We start from the raw sequence: 20,036 nt of genomic DNA, 5'->3' as shown, positions 1-20,036 counted from the left end.
GTATTAGGCACGCCGCCAGCGTTCATCCTGAGCCAGGATCAAACTCTCCATAAAAGTGTTTGTCTTGCTCGTTTTTAAAACTGACGGAATTAATTTAATTCCTTACCTATTTCTTTTGTTCAGTTTTCAAAGAACTTGTTTTTCATTGCCGCTCGTTTTGGCGACTTTATTAGGATAGCATCTTAAAAATAAGATGTCAACCTGTATTTTTGAAAATGTTTCCCGCCTGCAACAATGTTTCCGTATGTCGCAGCGACAAGAAATAATATATCACGGGATTAATATACAGGTCAACACCTTTTTGTAAAATAGTTATTATTTTATAGCATAATAGCGATGGAACAAGCCTTTGCTCTTTGTTTCTTTTTTTATTGTCTTAATGTACCCCTTATCTTTTAAATGGGAAAGCAGCAATGGAAGGTCAATCGAATAATCACGAATCTCCCCATGCTCCATCAATTCATGGTAGGCCCATTCCTGTTTTTGTTTCAAGATTTCTAATAGATGATTAGCACCAAGTTTAGTTTTTGAAGATAGTGAGAATTCGGAAGCTAATAGAAGCAATTCAAGACGTTTATCGATTGTTTCATCTCCTGTCACGAGTTCCTCATACAGCTTGAAAATTTCCGGCTGTATCATCTTAACCTGGTTCCATACTGTAACTTCTGGATAATAACCATGTTCGATAATGGCAAGACGCGCTAAATGGTGAAGTGAATGCATTATGTTGTTAAATGCATCGAGGTACTGACCAGAATGGAATAATTCCTTCCCGTCATTATATCTTCTAATTAGTTTTGCAAACTCTAATCCGATCTTGTGCGTTCTTTCCTCTACAGGAAACTCATGCAGCCTGTCCCGTAATCTTGTAATGTACTCGTTGCGGTTAAATAGAACTTTTCCGTTCATTACCCAATCGACAGCTCTTTTATTAGAGCCAAGCATGAGCCAAGAATTCAATAAACTCTCAGTAACAATATGTAAAGCCGCTGAACCAGTTTCAAACTCATAATGTTTAATCATAAAGGACTGTTCTGCTTCTTTTACTATAATAAGAAGAATACAGTCAAAATGATCGGTTCCCGGGCTAAATGATTTGTTCTTTTCAACAAATATAACACCTAAAGTATTTTCGTTGCTGGCTCTTTCTTGATAAAGGGGGCGCAAAATATCTTCCATAAAGGTCATCTCCCATTTTCACAAAATCTTGTGTGTAATCATTCAACACGAAATAACAAAATCCTTTTTCTTTTCCTATATGTTCATATGTTATACTAATGAACGTAGGAGGGACAGGTATGATAAAGTATACGAGCAAAATTAATAAAATACGTACGTTCGCTTTAAGCCTAGTGTTCATCGGTATTATCATTATGTATGCAGGCCTGTTTTTTAAGACAAGTTTTGTAGTAATGTCTATTTTTATGCTAGTTGGATTTTTAGCAACCATCGCCAGCGCAGGAGTTTATTTTTGGATTGGAATGATTTCAACACAAGCTGTTCAAGTCAAATGTCCGAATTGCGGAACAGTGACGAAAGTCCTCGGACGAGTTGATGCTTGTATGTCTTGCAACCAGCCGCTGACATTGGACAAAAATCTTGAAGGCAAAGATTTTGATGAAAAATATAATTCCAAGCGCTCAATGCGAAAGGAACAGGTAAAATAGATAAAGCTGACATTCCGGTTAAGGAAGTCAGCTTTTTTTATTAGTGTTTTCTTTTGCAATCCGGGCAAACTCCGTAAATCTCCATCCGGTGACGCCCAACCTCAAAGCCTGTAACAGATTCAGCAAGACTTTCTACTTCGTCTAAACCAGGATAATGGAAATCAACTATCTTCCCGCAAGAATCACAGATGATATGATAGTGATCTGTAGTTACACAATCAAATCTGCTAGATGAATCTCCGTAAGTGAGTTCTTTAACAAGACCCGCTTCTTTAAAGACACGAAGGTTATTATAAACAGTTGCTACACTCATATTAGGAAATTTCCCTTCTAAAGCCTTGTATATTTCATCGGCTGTTGGATGGGACATGGATTGGATGAGATGCTCTAAGATAGCATGACGTTGCGGAGTAATCCGAACTCCAGCACCTTTTAAGTTGTCGATTGCAGCATTTATCTTAGCACTTGACATCATCATCACCCCATTTCTTTAAGAATTCTTACTTTATAATCGTTATAATTAGTCTACTTGTTATCTACAGGTTTTGTCAATTGAAGTGTATGAAAATCCCTTTGTATTATTCGTTTTCTTCGTGTAAAACGGGTTCGTTCATGTTCATTTTTTCATTCACATATCTTGCTGCTACAAACAGAAAGTCTGATAGACGATTTAAGTAAGACATGACGAGAGGATTCACACCTTCAACAGCAACTGCCAGTCTTTCAGCCCGACGCGCGATTGTTCGTCCAGTATGAAGAGCACTGGCTGCCGGAGTCCCTCCCGGCAGGATGAATTGTTTTAAAGGTTTTAACCCCTCTTGCCATCTATCAATTGTCTGTTCCAGAAACTGAACATCTTCTTCTTTTAGCTTCCACGCTACCTCTTTCCCTGCAGGTGTCGCAAGTTCTGCCCCAACATGAAATAAAACGGTCTGAACCTTTCTCATAACGGTTATGGCATCTTTTGCCCATTCTTCATCCGGGAGAAAACTGACACCCAGTCCGATCATGCTGTTCGCTTCATCACATGTACCATATGCTTCAACCCGAATATCATTTTTAGATACTCGTTCACCAAAGATTAATGATGTTGTTCCTTTATCACCTGTTTTTGTATAAATTTTCATCTTAATACCCCCGGTCGTACGGTATAATGTTTACCATGTCGGATAACTGATTTTTCAAGTACAGCTTGTAGTTCATTGAGAATATCTCTAATGCCCTTGCTTGATATTGTGGAGAAATACCTGATATATGCGGTGTAATCGTTACGTTCTCCATATCCCATAAAGGACTGTCTTCTGCCAAAGGTTCCTTTTCAAAAACATCGAGTACGGCATGACCGATTTTTTGTTCTTTTAATGCGGCAATAAGGTCACCTTCAGCTATCGTCGTACCTCTTCCTATGTTGATCAGAACACTTGTCGGCTTCATTAGTGAAAATGAATCTGCATGAATAAACCCTTTCGTCAGATCTGTCGAAGGTAGCACATTTACGATAAAATCACTTTCTTTATAAAGCTGTTCAATTCCTTCTTGGTCAACGATTATATCGAAATGGTCTACCGATTTACCGCTGCGGTTAAAACCAATCGTTTTCATTTGAAAGGCTTTTGATAATCTTGCTATTTCTCCGCCTATCGCACCGGTCCCTAATATCCCAATCGTTTGACCTGAAATCTCAGTCATCGGCACTTTGCGATCCCACGTATGCTCTTTTTGCTTTTCCATCATCTCTTTTGCTTTACGGGAAACTTGAAGCATCATCGATATCGTATATTCGGCCATAGGTGTTTTATGAATGCCTCTTGCATTTGTGATAAGGATGTTTCTTTTTTCTAGCGCATCAAACGGCATTTTATCAAGTCCGGCGGAGATAACCATTATCCACTTTAAGACTTTAGCCCGATTAACCAGTTCCTCATTTAAATCTTCTCCAAAAGTAATCAGTATTTCTGCATGCTCCAGATCTGCAGCTGCTTCTTTCATTTTATTGTAAAAACGAAACTCTGACTCCGGGAATTCTTTCTTAAGGTTCTCTTTTATATCATCCTTTAGTCTTGCACTTGAAAGTATCATCAGTAAACACCTTCTTATCTGTTTTATAAAATACAAAAAGCGGGACAGTTCATCCCGCAAATCATTGTTTTGTTAAGGCTGTTTTCGTGAACTTTGTTGCTACAAGGGCTCTTTTTCAGAAAAAACGTTTCATTTAAGTCATTTCGTAATTACACTTCTTGGGCAAACTGATTGGAGCGCCATGGAGGCTCACCTCACACCCCGCGGAAGCGAGCGACCTGGAGCGGAAATCAGTTACTAACAATTAGCAGTGCAAAAAGATTTTACTTAAGGTTTTCTGGATTTAGTCCTAGAAGTTCTGGCAGAACAAACAAACCGTCTTTTCGGATTAAGACATCATCAAAATACAGTTCTCCTCCGCCGTATTCCGGACGCTGAATTAATACCATATCCCAATGGATGGCTGATTCATTTCCGTTATTCGCATCTTGATAGGCTCTTCCCGGTGTAAAGTGGATGCTGCCGCAAATCTTTTCATCAAAAAGGATATCCCCCATCGGATGCTGGATCAGAGGATTGACACCGATAGCAAATTCTCCAACATAGCGCGCACCTTCATCTGTGTCAAAAATTTGGTTCAGCTTTTCTGAATTGTCGGAAGTCGCTTCGACAATTTTTCCATCTTTAAATGTTAAACTCACATGATTGAATGTTGTCCCGTGGTACGGGCATGGTGTGTTATATGTAATTTTTCCGTTTACACTGTCTTTTACTGGCGCTGTGAAAACTTCCCCGTCAGGAATGTTATTTTCACCGGCACACATAACAGCAGGAATCCCTTTTATAGAGAAAGATAAATCTGTACCTGGTCCTGTAATGCGGACTTTATCTGTTTTTTCCATTAGTTCATGAAGCGGCTTTTGGGCTTCCGCCATTGCTTTATAATCAACATTACAAACATCCAGCAGAAAATCAGTGAACTTTTCAAAACTCATTTTCGCCATTTGCGCTAATCCCGGTGTAGGGTAGTTTAGCAATACCCATTGACGGTCATTGATGATCAAGTTCTGAACGGGTCTGTTTAACTCACTTTTCATCTGGAATACTTCGCTTGAAACATCCGTAAACTCTGCATCATTATTTTTACATTGAATTGAGATGTATGCATCTACATCCTCCATACGTGCCAAGTCCCATTTCACTTGTGGCTCCGTATGCTCTTTTGATGAACCAAGCATCAGCTCTCTTGAGATCTCTTCGTCTGCTAACTGAACGTATGGATATGCTCCTAATGCATATGTTTCTCTTACAAGTTCTTTTACGAGCGGCTTTCCAGCAATGAACGATGTGATCAGAAGTTTCTGACCTTTTTCTAGTTTTAGTGAATGCGTTAACAATGTTTTAGCGAGTGTCGTTAACCTTTCATCTCTCATATTTTAAACCCCCATAATTATCTGTTATAAAATTCACACAATTTCATTCTATCATGCGAATTGTTTCCCTGCCTATATTTTATATTAAAAGCATAATATTCCTTATGCTGCAGCATAATAACAAGCGTGGAGGTGAATGAAAATGAACGTATCGCGTGCTCAGCAGATCATTCAATCTGAAAAAGAAATCGAAGTATTACATAACGGAACTCCGGTTTGGCTCCAATCAGTAGACGAAAGCAGCCAGACAGCAAGAGCATATACACAAGATCAGCCAGACAATGAAATGAACATTCCGGTAAATGAACTGCACGAAAGCTAAAAAGCCCCAAAGATTAGGGGCTTTTTTCTATGAAAGGTTTTCTTTTATATACTCCAATGCTTCTTGTACGTGATCCTTTACCTTTACTTTTCGATATTCCTTTGCGATATGACCTTCTCTATCGATAATAAATGTAGACCGTTCAATCCCCATGTATTCCTTGCCGAAGTTCTTCTTCATTTTCCATACTCCATATAATTCTGCTGCTTTGTTTTCTTCATCTGCTAACAGTAAAAATGGAAGACCGTGCTTTTCAATAAACTTATCGTGACGCGATATGGGGTCTGGTGAAACGCCCAATATAACTGTGTTTTGGTTTTCGAATTTTTCGTGCATATCTCTGAAATCACACGCCTGTGTCGTACAACCTGGTGTCATGTCTTTCGGGTAAAAATACAAGACAACGTTTTTCCCTTTAAAATCCGATAACTGTACTTCCTGTCCGCTGCTCGCAGGCAGTTTAAAATCAGGTGCTTTAGCTCCAATCTCAACACTCATCTGGCGACCTCCTTAAAATCATTCTGTTTTAAGGGTAGCCCATTTCCATCATTTCAAACAACTATTTTGCTATTTCGTCATTTTGTTGTGCTGAATAACAGACGTCAGCACAAAGGCGATCGGCAGCAAATATCCGATCAATGCTTCAAATGTAGCAATCCACCTTCCTAATCCAACAGGTACAATATCTCCATACCCAACAGATAAGATCGTAGAACTGCTGAAATAAATACATGCTTCAATAAAAGTAAAAAAATTAAATTGGCTCCACTCCATTTTCAAAACCGGATAGCCCATCAAAGACAGCAGTGCAAATATTAACCCAAAACCACAAATAATGGTTCCATATACAATAGCTAAAACAAGAAGGTGACTTGCCGGCATTAGATGTTCTTTAATTCCAGGATGTTTGAATAGCATCATAATACTTCTGCCAATTATCATTAAAGTTACGATAAGTAAGATTATTAATACGACGTCTTCCATAAAATCCACCTCAACACATCATATGAAGCGTAATTCAGGAATAGGACAAACATAGCTTCAAACATGGGGTCTGACCCCTAACAATTTATTCCCCTTACGTTTTTTCAGTTTTTGCTTTAGAAGATCTACTCGATTTTCAGCCTTATTTTTGCTCGTTTGGATTTCGGGCTCAATTATTAATAAGTTATTTCCCGCTTTCACTACAAGTTTTAACAACGAATCCCCATACATTCCCAAAAGGGCACTCCACTCCACCTCAACAAATGCACATAAAAAAACTCCAGGCACCGCAATCCTGCGGCCCCTGGAGTCAACTTACTCATCCGGATCTATTTTTTTGAAACGAGCTCTGTTAAATCTTTAAGCTGTGTTGCTAGTTCTTTTACACGGGTTTGTGCCAGCTCATCTACAAGCACGTTTCCTTCATCAAATGCAACTGGATCTGCTACATATTGATCTGGCAGCACGAGACTGTAAACACCGCGCAATACTGTGCGTAGATTTGTTAACGCGTTGACTCCGCCTTTTCCTCCGCCGGCTGCAACTGCAATGGCAGAAGGTTTGTTTCTAAAATGCTTTCCACCTAAGAAGTCGAGAGCATTTTTTAAAGCACCGCTAATTCCGCTATGATATTCGGGACTCGTAACGAAGAAGCCATCTGCTTCTTCTGCATAAGCTGATAACTTTTTCACGACTTCGTTCTGAGCTGTAGACTCATCCCCAGTAAATAGCGGCAGTATATCATTGCCCACATCAAAGAATAAAACTTCGACGTTCATTTCACGCAATACTTCTGCCGCATATTGTGCGATCCCTCTTGTTCTGGATTCCGCTGTCGGACTTCCACCTATAACCATGATCTTCATATATGTCACCTTCAATTCTGCTAGTTTCATCTCTAGTATTATCATAACTTGTTATTTTGTTAAAACAAAATAGCTCAAAAGTATAGATTATTGCATTTTTATTGTTGACATCTGAATCTTTAGAATGTGAATTATTTGTAATTTTGGGATTTTAAAAAACTTAGTTTTGCTATTAAAAGCTTTAAGCGGATTAAAAATACTTCAAGATTTGCTACATCACCCCTACAGCACGAAACAACTTGCTTATAGATTAGGTTTAACCGAAGCTACTGTTTCGAGTCATCTTAAGCTTTTGCTTTCCTGCGGTCTTACAGAGTCTCAAAGAAAAGGCACGCAGAGAAAAATTCAGCAAAACGAACCATGCCGCAATAAAAAACCGCTCTCCAAATGAATTGGGGAACGGTTTTATTTTAATTTCCTGCACCTCTATATTTCGTTACTCCAATGTTCCAAAGAACTACGGCGATCATGAAAAACACAAGTCCCACCACAGGTGTTAAGAAAGCAAACACATACCAGTTTTCACGCCCTAAAAAGTAAGATGCAGGATATACTCCAACAAACGCAAAAGGCAAGATCCATGTTAAGACATATTTTATAATATTGTTATAAATATTAACCGGGTATCTTCCATAGTTCCCGATATTGTACATCATTGGCATGATATCCGTTTTCGAATCTGACCAAAAACCGATTGTAGCAAGACTGATAAAAATACCCGCATATACGAGTGCACCGCCTAAAACCAGCAGAATGAATATAAATGGATCATACCAGTTTATATCCAGTCCTAAATCCCCTCCAGCATAAAACATAACGATCAAACCGGTACCCACTCCAAAAAGGGATTCCAGCTCCATCCTCTCTAAAACAATTTGAAAAAGGCTGTGAACGGGCCGAGTCAGAATTCGATCCAGCTCACCTTTTACAATATATCGATCCGTAAAATCCCAAATATTAAAGAAAGAAGAGAAAATCGAAAACGGCACGAGAAAGAATCCATAGATGAATATCATCTCATCTTTACTCCAGCCTGCAAGCAATGATGTATGACCGAAAACGACAAGTATGAAAACGAGGTTAACCGCTTGAAACAGAAAATCGGAAAAGATTTCGACCACCATATCCGCACGGTAGGTAAATCTTGTTTTTAAATATTGCCCTGCGTATTGAAAAAACACTGAAACATAATCCCTCATTGAATTCTACCCCCCTTGTACCACGAGTTGTCGTTTTGCTATCGTCCACAGCACATATATAGGAAGAATTAATATGAGCGACCATACCGCCTGAGTGGTCAGCGCTTGTAAAATTTCATTTCCTTTAAATCCTTCAGTAAAGATCATGCTTGGAATATAGCTGATCCCTTGAAACGGTAGATAACTCATGATGTTTTGTGCCCACATCGGATAAAAGCTGATTGGAAGGATCAACCCTGAAAACAGATCAATGACTACCCGCTTTGCACGAATCAATCCGTCGTTATTAAATAAGAAGAACGTTGCAATTCCGGCGAGCAAGTTAATTTGTGTATTGATAATAAAACTTAAAATAAGAGATAAAAAGAAAAAGAGCCATGTCGCTGCATGTGCAGATAAATCAACAGGAAAAACGAGCGTTACGATCACCATACCTGGAACAGAGAAGAACAAAATACGGAAAATCCCCTCACCGAGCCCTTGCATCATCTTCATATTTAAATAAGGATAAGGACGAACCATTTCTACAGCTACTTTTCCTTCCTTAATCTCCATCGCAATTTCTCGGTCGATGTTGTTAAAGTAAAAGGCGCGTGCCATCCAGGCAACGGCAAGATAAGTAGTCATCTGAGTAATGGAAAGCCCCTGGATGTTCTCTTTTCCGCCATAGATCGCATTCCACAAAAAATAATACGCTCCGATGTTGATGCTGTAGATCAAAATACCACTGTAATAGTTTGTTCGGTAAGCAAGCATCATTAAAAAGCGAATCCGGATCATTTCAATATACTTACCCATGACGAACAGCACCTTCAACGTATATGTTACGGATGATTTCTTCCGTCGAAATCTCAAGAATTTTTAAATCCGCAATTTTTTTAGCAGCTGTAACTTTTCCGATGACTCCTGAGATCACGGTTTCATCACTATCAACTGATGCTACCCAAACAAGATCACTTGCACCTTTTTCCCATACAACAAGATGTTCCTTTGTTAAGCTCTGCAGCTCTTCAATCGTTGCCTTTTCACTGAATTGGAACTGAATTTGCTTACCTTCTGCCCAGTTTTCGCGAAGTTCTTTTAATGGTCCATCATAGATGATTTTTCCCTCATCAAGCATCACAACGCGTTCACATAAAGCTTCAATATCTGAAAGATCATGTGTCGTTAAGAGTATCGTTGTTCCGTATTTTTTATTTATCTTCTTCAAAAACTCGCGAATTTTAAGCTTTACAAGGACATCAAGCCCGATCGTCGGCTCATCCAGAAACAATAGTGACGGATTATGAATAAGTGCCGCAGCCAGTTCACATCGCATTCTTTGTCCGAGCGATAATTTTCTGACAGGCTTATCGAGCAGCGGTCCGATATCAAGGGTTTCAATCACATCATTCATATGCTCCTCATACTGCTGATCAGAAACATTATATATTTTCTTTAACAGTCTGAATGATTCTTGAACGGCAATGTCCCACCAAAGCTGGGAACGCTGACCAAACACAACCCCGATCGTCTTTACAAACTTCTCCCGCTCTTTATGCGGGTTCATTCCGTTTACGACAATCTTGCCGTCTGTCGGTGTTAAAATTCCAGTAAGCATTTTAATCGAAGTAGACTTCCCTGCTCCGTTTTCACCGATATAGCCGACCATCTCTCCTTTTTTAATCGAAAAAGAAATGTCATCTACCGCTGTTTTTATTGTGTAATTCCGTGTAAAAAGGTCTCGAAAGGCACCCTTTAAGCCCTGTCTGCTCGAATAAGACTTAAATTCCTTTTTAAGATTTTGAACATCTATAATATTTTCCATATATAAAGCCTCCAAATTGAAAAAACATAATGACGATTTAAGTAAAGAAAGAAATAAGCGACTAGCATAGTTTATCCTAACACCATGTCCAAACTCAACTACTTAAGAATGTGTGGTACAGTTTCCCACCCTGTTTCCTCCGATTATTCATGCTACAATACTAATTGGTATCAATTAATCGTAATTTTAGGAGGAATACATATATGAAGAAAACTCAATCAGAAGCGCTTTATGAAGAAGCGCTTTTACATATTGTCGGGGGAGTCAACAGTCCTTCCCGTTCATTTAAAGCGGTTGGTGGAGGCGCACCTGTTTTCATGGAACGTGCAAAAGGTGCATATTTTTGGGATGAGGACGGAAATCGCTACATCGATTATCTTGCTGCATATGGTCCGATCATTACGGGACATGCGCATCCGCACATTACAAAAGCAATCACGAAGGCTGCCGAAAACGGAGTCCTCTATGGTACACCAACCTCCCTTGAGGTCAAGTTTGCTAAAATGTTAAAAGAAGCTATGCCTGCTATGGATAAAGTCCGGTTCGTGAATTCAGGGACAGAAGCCGTAATGACAACCATTCGTGTGGCACGCGCCTATACGGGACGCGATAAAATCATCAAATTTGCGGGATGCTATCATGGCCACTCAGACTTAGTTTTAGTAGCTGCTGGGTCTGGCCCCTCTACTTTAGGCACTCCTGATTCAGCAGGTGTTCCAAAAAGTATTGCACAGGAAGTCATCACTGTACCTTTTAATGATGTGGAGGCATACCGGTCCGCCATGGAAAAATGGGGCGATCAGATCGCAGCTGTTTTAGTGGAACCGATCGTCGGAAACTTCGGAATCGTGGAACCAAAAGAAGGATTTTTACAATCTATTAATGACATCACTCACGAACATGGTGCGCTTGTCATCTATGATGAAGTCATTACAGCTTTCCGTTTCATGTATGGCGGTGCTCAAGACTTGCTTGGTGTTAAACCAGACATGACCGCACTCGGAAAAATCATTGGCGGCGGCCTCCCGATCGGTGCATACGGCGGTAAAAAAGAGATCATGGAAAAAGTTGCTCCGCTAGGACCTGCTTATCAGGCTGGAACGATGGCTGGCAACCCAGCATCCATTTCAGCTGGAATTGCTTGTTTAGAAGTTTTGCAGCAAGAAGGTGTTTACGAGGAAATGGATCGCCTAGGTGCCATCTTAGAAAAAGGATTAGCTGAACAAGCTGCTAAATACAATGTTTCAGTGAGCATTAACCGCCTAAAAGGAGCATTAACGCTTTATTTTACAGACGAAAAAATCGAGAACTATGTTCAAGCTGAAGCAACTGACGGCGAAACGTTCGGAAGATATTTTAAACAAATGCTTAATGAAGGAATCAACCTTGCCCCATCTAAATATGAAGCTATGTTCTTAACTACCGCTCATACAGAAGATGATGTTATGGCAACAATTGAAGCTGCAGGAAAAGCCTTCAGCCGTCTTTAAAAATTAAGAGAGAATCCGTCCTAGCACGGATTCTTTTTTGCGTTTAAGGGCAAAACAAGTAATGAAATGTCTTTAAGATTCATAGCGTATAAATGTGTAAATTTCACAAATCCGTACTTGAAAAAACAAAAGAAACAGTATATAGTGTTTGAGATTATTAACATTTTTTTATTCAGAAAGGAATTATTTAAGCTATGAAATTAGGAGCCCGAATGATTAAAACGGGTCTAGCTATATCTTTAGCCATCTATTTGGCGATGATGTTTCATTACAATCATCCCGTATATGCGGCAATCGCTGCAACATTTGCGATACAGCCATCCATTTACAGATCTTATCAAACCATTTTAGAACAAATCCAAGGTAACCTGGTTGGTGCGATTTTTGCTATTATTTTTGTACTTTTACTTGGCAACAACCCCTTTGTCATTGGATTTGTAGTCGTTCTTGTCATTGCAGCCCACTTAAAGATGAAGATTGAAAAAACAATTCCATTATCGATCGTAACCGTAATCGTAATAATGGAAAGTCATTCAGTAAACTTCATCAGCTTTGCTGTTGATCGCTTTTTACTCGTAATGCTCGGTGTCTTTTCAGCATTCATCGTTAACTTGGTGTTTATGCCGCCTAAATATGAAACAAAACTCTATTACAAAATCTCAGGTCATACCGACGAAATTATCAAGTGGATTCGCATGATTACGAGACATGCCTCAGAACATATTGCGATCAAAGAAGATTTAAATCATTTTAAAGAAAATCGATTTAAAATGGATCAATATTATCTTTTATATCAAGAAGAGCGCACTTATTTTAGAAGCAACAAATATTCAAAAACGCGGAAACTTGTGCTTTACCGTCAGATGATCCACACAACCAACAAAGCACTGGAATTATTGAAAAGCCTGCATCGTCATGAAAATGAATTGTATAACATGCCGGAACCTCTTCAAGAACTGATTCAGATCAAACTCGACGGGCTTACAAATTTTCATGAGCAGATGCTTTTGAAATACACAGATAAAATTAGAGCACAGCATACGATTGATATGGATGAAGAAATCAGTAAAAAATCACTGATGAAATGTTTTATGAACTATTACAGCAGTCCGGAAAATGAAGAGTGGATTAATCTATTCCCAGTCTTTGCTCTCATTATGGATTATAGTGATCAGTTGGAACATCTGAACCGACTAGTCGAAAGCTTTAAGAATTATCATCAAGACGACAGTGAAGTACAGCTTCCTCAAAGGGAAGATTTATAGAAGCGGAGACCAGCTTTCAATTGCGAAAGCTGGTTTTTTGTTGTGGATTTGTTTTGTGGGGTGTCGATTTGATGGTCATTTGAGTTTGTCGATTTTTGTATGATTGTGTCGACTCGGGAGTATTTCATAAAAACTCGGTGGATTATGAATAAATGTCGGTGGTTTATCTGCATTTTCCGGTGGATTATAGCTAAAACTCGGTGGATTAATCTAATTACCCTTCAATTTTGAGCAAATCCCTTTTTGTATTTTATAAAAATATGCAGCAATATTAAGTTCTACATTTCAACTAAAAACGAAAGGAGATGTTTTTATAAAAAAACAACGAAAAACACCAATATTTATTATTAAATTGTCTGCTTTAGCTAATAGACTGCCTTTAACTCATATTAAAAAGCAAGAAATTCTAGAAGATTTGCGTAATTTCACTTCGGGATTTAAAGGGGAGCAATCATTAGAATTTTTTTATCGATACTTACCTAAAGATCAGTTTCAGCTTCTACACGGTATAAGAATTGAATATGATGATTTTCACTTTCAAATGGATTCGCTCATAGTTACTCCTTCGTTTATACTGAATCTTGAAATTAAAAACTGGGGTGGCAACATTTACTTCGATGACCGCTTTTCACAAGTGATACGAACATTAGATGGAAAGCAGCAGTCTTTCACAAATCCTATTGAACAGGTTAAACGGCAAAATTACCATCTCTCACAACTTTTACTTCAGCATAAGTTTCGGTCCATTCCCGTTGAACACCTTGTTATAATGACAAATCCAAATGTAATTATAGAAGCTTCTTCTACTTATAAAGAAGCATACAAAAGTGTAATTAAAAGCCATGTGCTTCAAAAAAAATTTCAAGAATTCACTCACTTATATGAAACCCCAATCTTTTCCTCAAAACAAACTAAAAAATTCATTAAATTACTTAGTAAACTTCATTGTGAGTATAATCCGGATGTATGTGAAAAATATCAAATTACCAAAGATGAATTAATCACCGGTGTTCTTTGTCCAAGTTGCGATCACTCTGTAATGAATTATGTAAAAGGTAATTGGTGGTGTTCTATTTGTAGTTTCAAGTCAAAAACAACACATATCTATGCTTTAAAAGATTACGCTCTCTTAATCTCATCGATGATCACAAATCAAGAATGCAGGAATTTCTTACTCTTGGATTCTAGGAGCAAAACTAATCATCTCTTATACGCTCTTAACCTCCCATCCACTGGTTCAACTAAATCACGTCAATATGACCTTGCGCCACTTATAAAAGAAAAATAAAAAAGGCTTGGCATCTGCCAAGCCTCGTTATCCTTTTTTAGCTCTTCATCCGTGGATCCAGTGCGTCCCGCAATCCATCCCCCATCAGGTTGAATCCGAGTACGGTCAGCATAATGGCAAGTCCCGGGAACAATACAGTCCACGGTGCCTGAAGGATGTAGTCTTTAGAATCTGCAAGCATTTTACCCCATTCTGGTGTAGGCGGCTGTGCACCCATTCCCAGAAATCCAAGAGCAGCTGCTTCAATAATAGCTGTTGCAATTGCGAGGGTTCCTTGAACAATAATCGGAGCCAGGCTGTTCGGTAGAATGTGGTGAACGAGAATCCGCGTATCACTCATACCGATCGCTTTTGCAGCGGTAATATACTCTTCTTCTTTTACGCTAAGAACTCTCGAACGGAGCAAACGCCCGAATGTCGGCACGTTAATAATCGCAATGGCGATCAGCGCATTTTTTAAAGATGGCCCAAGAACCGATACAACTGCAATTGCCAGCAGGATACTTGGGAATGCCAGCAAAATATCAAAAATACGTGAAATGATGCCATCCACCCATTTTCCATAAAAGCCTGCTAAAATGCCAAGCAATGAACCTACCATAACGGATCCCGCTACTGAGAAAAAGCCAACCCATAACGAAATTCGAGCTCCATAAATGATTCTGCTTAATATATCACGCCCGAACTCATCGGTACCAAACCAATGTGCAGCATTCGGTGCGATATGTTTATCACCTAATTCAACATCACTATAATTATATGGTGCTAAAAGAGGGGCCAAAATGGCGATCAATATAAACATAGCAACAATTGATAGACCAACGAGTGCTATTTTATTCTTTTTGAAACTTCTCCACGCATCTTTCCAAGGAGAGACAACTTTATCTTCTACTGGTACCACTACATGCTGAGGAACTACGGGAGGTGTTGATCTGGCTAGTTCTGACATGCTCTAATCCCTCCTACTTAAATTTAATTCTCGGATCAATTGCTGCATACAGCAAATCAACGAGTAGATTAATGAGTACGAATATTGTAGCTACGACAAGGATACCGGATTGAATAACAGGATAATCCCGATACGAAATGGCATCGTAAATGTACGTTCCAATACCCGGCCAGCCGAAAATGGTTTCAGTTAGAATCGCTCCGCCTAGAAGCAAACCTGTCTGTAATCCGATAACTGTTACAACTGGAATCAGGGCATTCTTTAAGGAGTGCTTGTACACGACCCAGAACATTTTCATCCCTTTTGCTCTAGCTGTACGAATATAATCAGAACGCATTACTTCAAGCATGCTTGAACGTGTCATTCTCGCAATAATCGCCATTGGAATCGTTCCAAGTGCCACACCTGGCAGGATAAGATGGCGAATAACATCTAAGAACTGATCCATTCTGCCTTGCAGCAGTGTATCAATTAAATATAAATGCGTAATCGGATCTACCGGAACACGGATATTATCCCGTCCTGTTGTAGGCAGCAGATCTAAATGGATCGAGAATACATATTGTTCCATCAAACCTAACCAGAAGATCGGCATAGAAATACCGATTAGTGCAACTACCATTGCGATATAGTCGAACCATGAGTTTTGGAACCACGCTGAAACGATACCCGCATTAACACCGATTACGATAGCAATAATCATAGCTACAAGTGCTAACTCGATCGTCGCTGCTAAATATGGCCAAACTTCTTCAGAGATTGGTACATTCGTCTTAAGGGATACACCTAAGTCTCCTGTAAAAAGACCTTTTAAATAAGAAACAAATTGTGTATACCATGGCTGATCTAAACCAAGCCGATGAGTTAAAGCTGCAACCGCATTTTTTGTGGCCTGCTGACCTAAAATTAATTGTGCTGGATTCCCCGGAATAGCACGAATCATCATAAAAACAATAAATGTCATCCCTAAAAGTACCGGGACAAGTGCTGCTAACCGCCTGATGGTATAGGCAAACATAAGGTCACCTCTTTCTTCGAAGTATTACGAATGTGGTAGGTATTATGTGAGTTAAATAAAAAGGGGAGCAGGCTTATAAAGTCCATACTCCCCGCCATTTCTTATTTGAAATATGTGTCCGCGAAAGACTGAGAACCTGTAGGATGTGGAACAAATCCTTTGATTTTGCTCGCTCCAGCTAACTGAGGCTTAGAGTGAACAAGCGGTACCCACGGTGCATCTTCATGAATGATTACTTGTGCTTGTTTGTAAAGTTCAGCACGCTTGTCTTCATCAGCTGTAGTTTGAGCTTCTAAAAGCAGCTTGTGAACATCTTCATTTTTGTAGCGAGAGTAGTTGTTAGAGTCGATTGTGTCTTTATCAAGAAGCGTATAAAGGAAGTTATCCGCATCTCCGTTATCACCAGTCCAGCCTAGCATGAACATTGGCGCTTCACCTTTTTGTACTTTTTCAAGGTAAGTACCCCACTCAAACGTTACGATGTTAGCTTTAATGTTAACTTTTGCAAGCTTTGCCTGGATTGCCTCAGCCACTTTTTGGCCGTTCGGCATGTATGGACGTGATACTGGCATTGCCCAAAGATCCATTGTGAATCCTTTTTCTAAACCAACGCTCTTTAGAAGTTCTTTTGCTTTTGCTTCATCATACTCATAATCTTGAATATCATCATTGTATCCAGCGATTGAAGGAGGCATTGGGTTTTTAGCCGGCTCTGCAGTTCCTTCATAGAAGTTATCAATAATCGCTTGCTTGTCGATTAAGTGGCTGATCGCCTGACGAACTTCTTTTTTATCGAATGGCGCTTTTTCAACGTTAAATCCTAGGTAACCAACGTTCATTGAAGGACGTTCGAACAATTGAAGTTTGCTGTTTCCAGAAACAGATTTCATATCAGATGGATTTAATCCATCCATTAAATCGATCTCACCTTTAGTTAAAGCGTTAAGACGAGAAGAGTTATCTTTAATTACTTTGAAAGTTACCCCATCAAGCTTAGGAAGATCTTTATCCCAGTAATCGCTGTTCTTTTCTAAAACGATTGTATCGTTTTGTTTCCAGCTCTTGAATTTGAAAGGTCCAGTACCAACTGGATTTTTGCTTAACTTATCACCATCAAATGATTTCGGGCTCGCGATTGCGAACGGGCTCATTGCGATGTTCTTTAAGAAAGGAGCTTGAGGCTTGCTCAAAGTGAACACTACTTTGTAATCACCATCAGCTTTTACATCTTTAATAACATGACCTGGGTCTCCTTCAAATCCGCCAAACATAGATCCGTAGTAAGCGAATTTTTCCCCATCTTTACTTTGTGCCCAACGGTCAAAGTTCTTTACAACCGCATCAGCGTTGAATTTTTCTCCATCATGGAATTTAACGCCTTCACGAAGTTCGAATGTGTATGTTAAACCATCTTTTGAAATATCCCATTTTTTCGCTAGACCAGGCACGATTTCCATGCTGTCTTTTGCGTAGTTTACTAGAGGCTCATAAATTTGTTCTGTTACGATGAAAGATTCGCCATCTGTAACAACCGCAGGGTCAAGTGCAACAGAGTCACCGCCGCGTCCATAAATCATGACATTGTTTGGATCGACTTTATCGTCTCCGCCTTTGCCGCTCTTACTTGAAGAACATCCAGCTAAAGCAAGAGATAAAGCAAGCATTAAAGCAAATAATGTTACTAAACTTTTCTTCATCTTCTTTCCCCCAGTTCTCATTGTTTTAGTGCCCTTTTTATATGTACGCAATGTGCCTATTCGTATAAATGGCATGATGCGTAATGGCCTTCAGCTACTTCCTTCAATACAGGTTTAACAGTTCCGCAATGATCCATTGCCTGCGGACACCTTGTGTGGAAAGGACAGCCCTTTGGCGGATTAGACGGACTTGGTACATCACCTTGCAGAATGACACGATCCTTTTTATGTTCAACATCAGGAACAGGAACGGCGGACAATAATGCTTGAGTATATGGATGCTTCGGGTTGTCATAAAGCTTTTCACTATCTGCTAGCTCTACGATATGCCCTAAATACATAACACCTACTCTGTCACTTATGTGCCGCACAACTCCTAAATCATGTGCAATGAACAAATAGGTAAGATCGAATTCCTTCTGTAAGTCTTGCAAAAGATTCAATACTTGAGATTGAATGGAAACATCCAATGCTGAAACCGGCTCGTCCGCTATGATCAGCTTCGGATTTACAGCAAGTGCTCTCGCAATCCCTATTCGCTGACGCTGTCCTCCAGAAAACTGGTGCGGATAGCGTTTGGCATGCCAGCTGTTAAGTCCAACAACCTCCAGCAATTCTTTTACACGCTTCTTTCGTTCGGCTTTATTTTTGACTCCATGAACGATCAAAGGTTCTTCTAAAATTTTCTCTACCGTATGACGAGGATTTAAGGAAGCAAAAGGATCCTGAAACACCATTTGCATTTCCCGGCGTTTCTTTCTCATTTCACTTGTGGATAATTTTGTAATATCTTCGCCCTCGAAATAGATATTTCCTTCTGTCGGTTCTAAAAGTCTGAGAAGCATACGGCCAGTTGTTGATTTTCCGCATCCGCTTTCACCTACAAGCCCGAGGGTTTCACCTTTGTTTATAAAAAAGGAAATCCCATCAACCGCTTTTACTTCACCGACCTGTTTGCTGAGCACCCCGCCCTTTATCGGAAAGTGCATCTTTAAATTTTCTACTTTAACTAATGGCTGCGTCTGACTCATGCAGTTCCACTCCTTTCTCATCCTCATAAAGCCAGCATCTCACTTGATGATTGCCATCATGAGTTTTGAGTTGAGGAGTTTCTGCGATACATCTCGTGCCTGCATGCTCACATCGAGGTGCAAATGAGCACCCGGTTTGAATCGTTCCCGGTTTCGGAACGTTCCCTGGAATGGAGTAAAGTCTTCCAACTTTCTCTCTCATATCCGGAACAGACTTAATCAGACCCACCGTGTAAGGGTGCTTCGGGTTCTGGAAGATCGTCTTCACATCCCCCTCTTCCACCACTTTTCCTGAGTACATTACGACGACACGCTCACATATTTCAGCAACAACGCCTAAATCGTGTGTAATCATCATGATCGCTGTATCAGTTTCTTTATTTAATCGTTTCATAAGGTCTAAAATTTGGGCTTGGATCGTCACATCTAGTGCAGTTGTAGGCTCGTCCGCGATGAGAAGCTTAGGCTCACAGATCATCGCCATGGCAATCATGACACGCTGGCGCATACCGCCAGATAGCTGATGCGGGTATTCCTTTACAAGCTCTTCTGCTCGAGGAAGTCCGACGAGTTTTAGCATTTCAACCGCTTTTCCCCATGCTTCTTTTTTTGACCATTTTCTATGTATGCGTAATGATTCGATAAGTTGATCACCAATTGTAAAAACCGGATTCAAACTTGTCATAGGCTCCTGAAATATCATTCCGATTTCATTGCCTCGTATTTGCCGCATTCTCTTTTCTGGTGCCGAAGCAAGATTTTCGCCTTTAAAAAGGATTTCTCCTTCGATTTTCCCAGGTGGGGTAGGCACAAGTCCCATTACAGATAAAGAAGTCACGCTTTTTCCACAGCCCGATTCTCCTACAATGCCCAGCACTTCACCAGGATTGACATGAAAATCGACACCGTCTACAGCTGGAATCTCTCCATCATCTGTCAAAAAAGAAGTTCTTAAGTTCTTTACTTCTAAAACGGGGTTCCCCATTGAGATCTCACTCCCT

General features: G+C 39.7%; 22 protein-coding genes. 6 read left to right on the top strand and 16 right to left on the bottom strand.

What is annotated here, in order from left to right; genetic code table 11:
- Positions 1-315: 315 nt before the first annotated feature.
- Positions 316-1,179, bottom strand: a complete 864-nt coding sequence (locus tag J2X07_RS17995; RefSeq protein WP_310261993.1) for a nucleotidyltransferase-like protein — start codon at positions 1,177-1,179, stop codon at positions 316-318.
- Positions 1,180-1,298: 119 nt separating this feature from the next.
- Between J2X07_RS17995 and J2X07_RS17990 the strand changes: the two genes are divergently transcribed.
- Positions 1,299-1,667 carry a YgzB family protein gene (locus J2X07_RS17990; protein WP_310261989.1) on the top strand — a complete coding sequence of 123 codons (369 nt, stop codon included), beginning with the start codon at positions 1,299-1,301 and terminating at the stop codon, positions 1,665-1,667.
- Between the two features lie 40 nt (positions 1,668-1,707).
- On the opposite strand, the gene perR is transcribed toward J2X07_RS17990, so the two are convergent.
- The 4 genes from perR to J2X07_RS17970 form a co-directional block, all read right to left on the bottom strand.
- Complete coding sequence (gene perR, locus J2X07_RS17985; RefSeq protein WP_310261985.1) at positions 1,708-2,139, bottom strand: peroxide-responsive transcriptional repressor PerR; 432 nt, start codon at positions 2,137-2,139, stop codon at positions 1,708-1,710.
- A gap of 106 nt (positions 2,140-2,245) precedes the next feature.
- Positions 2,246-2,794 carry a cob(I)yrinic acid a,c-diamide adenosyltransferase gene (locus J2X07_RS17980; RefSeq protein ID WP_310261982.1) on the bottom strand — a complete coding sequence of 183 codons (549 nt, stop codon included), beginning with the start codon at positions 2,792-2,794 and terminating at the stop codon, positions 2,246-2,248.
- 1 nt (position 2,795) lies between these two features.
- Positions 2,796-3,746 carry a D-2-hydroxyacid dehydrogenase gene (locus tag J2X07_RS17975; protein WP_310261980.1) on the bottom strand — a complete coding sequence of 317 codons (951 nt, stop codon included), beginning with the start codon at positions 3,744-3,746 and terminating at the stop codon, positions 2,796-2,798.
- A 263-nt stretch (positions 3,747-4,009) separates the two neighbouring features.
- Positions 4,010-5,119: an aminopeptidase gene (locus J2X07_RS17970; protein WP_310261978.1), complete on the bottom strand. Its 1,110-nt coding sequence runs from the start codon at positions 5,117-5,119 to the stop codon at positions 4,010-4,012.
- Positions 5,120-5,261: 142 nt separating this feature from the next.
- Between J2X07_RS17970 and J2X07_RS17965 the strand changes: the two genes are divergently transcribed.
- Complete coding sequence (locus tag J2X07_RS17965) at positions 5,262-5,441, top strand: H-type small acid-soluble spore protein (RefSeq protein ID WP_310261975.1); 180 nt, start codon at positions 5,262-5,264, stop codon at positions 5,439-5,441.
- A gap of 27 nt (positions 5,442-5,468) precedes the next feature.
- On the opposite strand, the gene bcp is transcribed toward J2X07_RS17965, so the two are convergent.
- The 3 genes from bcp to J2X07_RS17950 form a co-directional block, all read right to left on the bottom strand.
- On the bottom strand, positions 5,469-5,939 hold the full coding sequence (gene bcp / locus J2X07_RS17960; RefSeq protein ID WP_310261972.1) for a thioredoxin-dependent thiol peroxidase: 471 nt from the start codon (positions 5,937-5,939) through the stop codon (positions 5,469-5,471).
- Between the two features lie 69 nt (positions 5,940-6,008).
- On the bottom strand, positions 6,009-6,425 hold the full coding sequence (locus tag J2X07_RS17955; RefSeq protein WP_310261969.1) for an ion channel: 417 nt from the start codon (positions 6,423-6,425) through the stop codon (positions 6,009-6,011).
- Positions 6,426-6,754: 329 nt separating this feature from the next.
- A complete protein-coding gene (locus tag J2X07_RS17950; RefSeq protein WP_310261966.1) occupies positions 6,755-7,291 on the bottom strand; it encodes an NADPH-dependent FMN reductase in 537 nt (178 codons plus the stop codon).
- Between the two features lie 166 nt (positions 7,292-7,457).
- Here J2X07_RS17950 and J2X07_RS19995 point away from each other — a divergent pair, with 166 nt between their 5' ends.
- Positions 7,458-7,682: an ArsR/SmtB family transcription factor gene (locus tag J2X07_RS19995; RefSeq protein WP_396194587.1), complete on the top strand. Its 225-nt coding sequence runs from the start codon at positions 7,458-7,460 to the stop codon at positions 7,680-7,682.
- A gap of 19 nt (positions 7,683-7,701) precedes the next feature.
- Here the strand turns inward: J2X07_RS19995 and J2X07_RS17945 are convergent, their stop codons facing one another.
- From J2X07_RS17945 to J2X07_RS17935, 3 genes are read right to left on the bottom strand one after another with little or no spacing between them, the layout of a single operon-like run.
- Positions 7,702-8,490, bottom strand: coding sequence for an ABC transporter permease (locus J2X07_RS17945; RefSeq protein WP_310261963.1), 789 nt, complete (start codon positions 8,488-8,490; stop codon positions 7,702-7,704).
- 6 nt (positions 8,491-8,496) lie between these two features.
- A complete protein-coding gene (locus tag J2X07_RS17940) occupies positions 8,497-9,288 on the bottom strand; it encodes an ABC transporter permease (RefSeq protein WP_310261961.1) in 792 nt (263 codons plus the stop codon).
- A complete protein-coding gene (locus J2X07_RS17935) occupies positions 9,281-10,297 on the bottom strand; it encodes an ABC transporter ATP-binding protein (protein ID WP_310261958.1) in 1,017 nt (338 codons plus the stop codon). The genes J2X07_RS17940 and J2X07_RS17935 overlap by 8 nt, the downstream gene beginning before the upstream one ends.
- A gap of 203 nt (positions 10,298-10,500) precedes the next feature.
- Between J2X07_RS17935 and J2X07_RS17930 the strand changes: the two genes are divergently transcribed.
- The 3 genes from J2X07_RS17930 (at position 10,501) to J2X07_RS17920 (ending at position 14,340) form a co-directional block, all read left to right on the top strand.
- On the top strand, positions 10,501-11,787 hold the full coding sequence (locus tag J2X07_RS17930) for a glutamate-1-semialdehyde 2,1-aminomutase (protein ID WP_310261955.1): 1,287 nt from the start codon (positions 10,501-10,503) through the stop codon (positions 11,785-11,787).
- 194 nt (positions 11,788-11,981) lie between these two features.
- Positions 11,982-13,052, top strand: coding sequence for an FUSC family protein (locus tag J2X07_RS17925; RefSeq protein ID WP_310261953.1), 1,071 nt, complete (start codon positions 11,982-11,984; stop codon positions 13,050-13,052).
- Positions 13,053-13,404: 352 nt separating this feature from the next.
- A complete protein-coding gene (locus J2X07_RS17920; RefSeq protein ID WP_310261950.1) occupies positions 13,405-14,340 on the top strand; it encodes a nuclease-related domain-containing protein in 936 nt (311 codons plus the stop codon).
- Positions 14,341-14,377: 37 nt separating this feature from the next.
- Here the strand turns inward: J2X07_RS17920 and J2X07_RS17915 are convergent, their stop codons facing one another.
- The 5 genes from J2X07_RS17915 to J2X07_RS17895 all read right to left on the bottom strand — a co-directional run bounded on the left by J2X07_RS17915 (position 14,378) and on the right by J2X07_RS17895 (position 20,020).
- Positions 14,378-15,289: an ABC transporter permease gene (locus J2X07_RS17915; protein WP_310261947.1), complete on the bottom strand. Its 912-nt coding sequence runs from the start codon at positions 15,287-15,289 to the stop codon at positions 14,378-14,380.
- 13 nt (positions 15,290-15,302) lie between these two features.
- Positions 15,303-16,307 (bottom strand): ABC transporter permease, encoded by a 1,005-nt coding sequence (locus J2X07_RS17910; RefSeq protein ID WP_310261944.1) that lies wholly within the window; start codon positions 16,305-16,307, stop codon positions 15,303-15,305.
- A gap of 101 nt (positions 16,308-16,408) precedes the next feature.
- Complete coding sequence (locus J2X07_RS17905; RefSeq protein WP_310261942.1) at positions 16,409-18,004, bottom strand: ABC transporter substrate-binding protein; 1,596 nt, start codon at positions 18,002-18,004, stop codon at positions 16,409-16,411.
- A gap of 56 nt (positions 18,005-18,060) precedes the next feature.
- The gene (locus J2X07_RS17900; RefSeq protein ID WP_310261939.1) at positions 18,061-19,035 is read right to left on the bottom strand and encodes an ABC transporter ATP-binding protein; all 975 of its coding nucleotides are present in this window, start codon (positions 19,033-19,035) and stop codon (positions 18,061-18,063) included.
- Positions 19,010-20,020: an ABC transporter ATP-binding protein gene (locus J2X07_RS17895; protein ID WP_310261937.1), complete on the bottom strand. Its 1,011-nt coding sequence runs from the start codon at positions 20,018-20,020 to the stop codon at positions 19,010-19,012. The genes J2X07_RS17900 and J2X07_RS17895 overlap by 26 nt, the downstream gene beginning before the upstream one ends.
- Between the last annotated feature and the right edge of the window lie 16 nt (positions 20,021-20,036).

Source organism: Fictibacillus barbaricus (genome assembly GCF_031457135.1).
GTDB classification, from domain to species: domain Bacteria; phylum Bacillota; class Bacilli; order Bacillales; family Fictibacillaceae; genus Fictibacillus; species Fictibacillus barbaricus_A.
Note: the sequence above shows the minus strand (reverse complement) of the source record. Positions and strands in the feature narration are given on the sequence as shown.

What these genes read in the sequence shown, in the direction of transcription:
- J2X07_RS17925 (WP_310261953.1), top strand. Translation starts at nt 11,982, where the DNA reads ATGAAATTAGGAGCCCGAATGATTAAAACGGGTCTAGCTATATCTTTA.
- perR (WP_310261985.1), bottom strand. Translation starts at nt 2,139, where the DNA reads ATGTCAAGTGCTAAGATAAATGCTGCAATCGACAACTTAAAAGGTGCT.
- J2X07_RS17990 (WP_310261989.1), top strand. Translation starts at nt 1,299, where the DNA reads ATGATAAAGTATACGAGCAAAATTAATAAAATACGTACGTTCGCTTTA.
- bcp (WP_310261972.1), bottom strand. Translation starts at nt 5,939, where the DNA reads ATGAGTGTTGAGATTGGAGCTAAAGCACCTGATTTTAAACTGCCTGCG.
- J2X07_RS17995 (WP_310261993.1), bottom strand. Translation starts at nt 1,179, where the DNA reads ATGGAAGATATTTTGCGCCCCCTTTATCAAGAAAGAGCCAGCAACGAA.
- J2X07_RS17915 (WP_310261947.1), bottom strand. Translation starts at nt 15,289, where the DNA reads ATGTCAGAACTAGCCAGATCAACACCTCCCGTAGTTCCTCAGCATGTA.
- J2X07_RS17975 (WP_310261980.1), bottom strand. Translation starts at nt 3,746, where the DNA reads ATGATACTTTCAAGTGCAAGACTAAAGGATGATATAAAAGAGAACCTT.
- J2X07_RS17955 (WP_310261969.1), bottom strand. Translation starts at nt 6,425, where the DNA reads ATGGAAGACGTCGTATTAATAATCTTACTTATCGTAACTTTAATGATA.
- J2X07_RS17980 (WP_310261982.1), bottom strand. Translation starts at nt 2,794, where the DNA reads ATGAAAATTTATACAAAAACAGGTGATAAAGGAACAACATCATTAATC.
- J2X07_RS17935 (WP_310261958.1), bottom strand. Translation starts at nt 10,297, where the DNA reads ATGGAAAATATTATAGATGTTCAAAATCTTAAAAAGGAATTTAAGTCT.
- J2X07_RS17905 (WP_310261942.1), bottom strand. Translation starts at nt 18,004, where the DNA reads ATGAAGAAAAGTTTAGTAACATTATTTGCTTTAATGCTTGCTTTATCT.
- J2X07_RS17930 (WP_310261955.1), top strand. Translation starts at nt 10,501, where the DNA reads ATGAAGAAAACTCAATCAGAAGCGCTTTATGAAGAAGCGCTTTTACAT.
- J2X07_RS17910 (WP_310261944.1), bottom strand. Translation starts at nt 16,307, where the DNA reads ATGTTTGCCTATACCATCAGGCGGTTAGCAGCACTTGTCCCGGTACTT.
- J2X07_RS17945 (WP_310261963.1), bottom strand. Translation starts at nt 8,490, where the DNA reads ATGAGGGATTATGTTTCAGTGTTTTTTCAATACGCAGGGCAATATTTA.
- J2X07_RS17965 (WP_310261975.1), top strand. Translation starts at nt 5,262, where the DNA reads ATGAACGTATCGCGTGCTCAGCAGATCATTCAATCTGAAAAAGAAATC.
- J2X07_RS17950 (WP_310261966.1), bottom strand. Translation starts at nt 7,291, where the DNA reads ATGAAGATCATGGTTATAGGTGGAAGTCCGACAGCGGAATCCAGAACA.
- J2X07_RS17900 (WP_310261939.1), bottom strand. Translation starts at nt 19,035, where the DNA reads ATGAGTCAGACGCAGCCATTAGTTAAAGTAGAAAATTTAAAGATGCAC.
- J2X07_RS17895 (WP_310261937.1), bottom strand. Translation starts at nt 20,020, where the DNA reads ATGGGGAACCCCGTTTTAGAAGTAAAGAACTTAAGAACTTCTTTTTTG.
- J2X07_RS17940 (WP_310261961.1), bottom strand. Translation starts at nt 9,288, where the DNA reads ATGGGTAAGTATATTGAAATGATCCGGATTCGCTTTTTAATGATGCTT.
- J2X07_RS17970 (WP_310261978.1), bottom strand. Translation starts at nt 5,119, where the DNA reads ATGAGAGATGAAAGGTTAACGACACTCGCTAAAACATTGTTAACGCAT.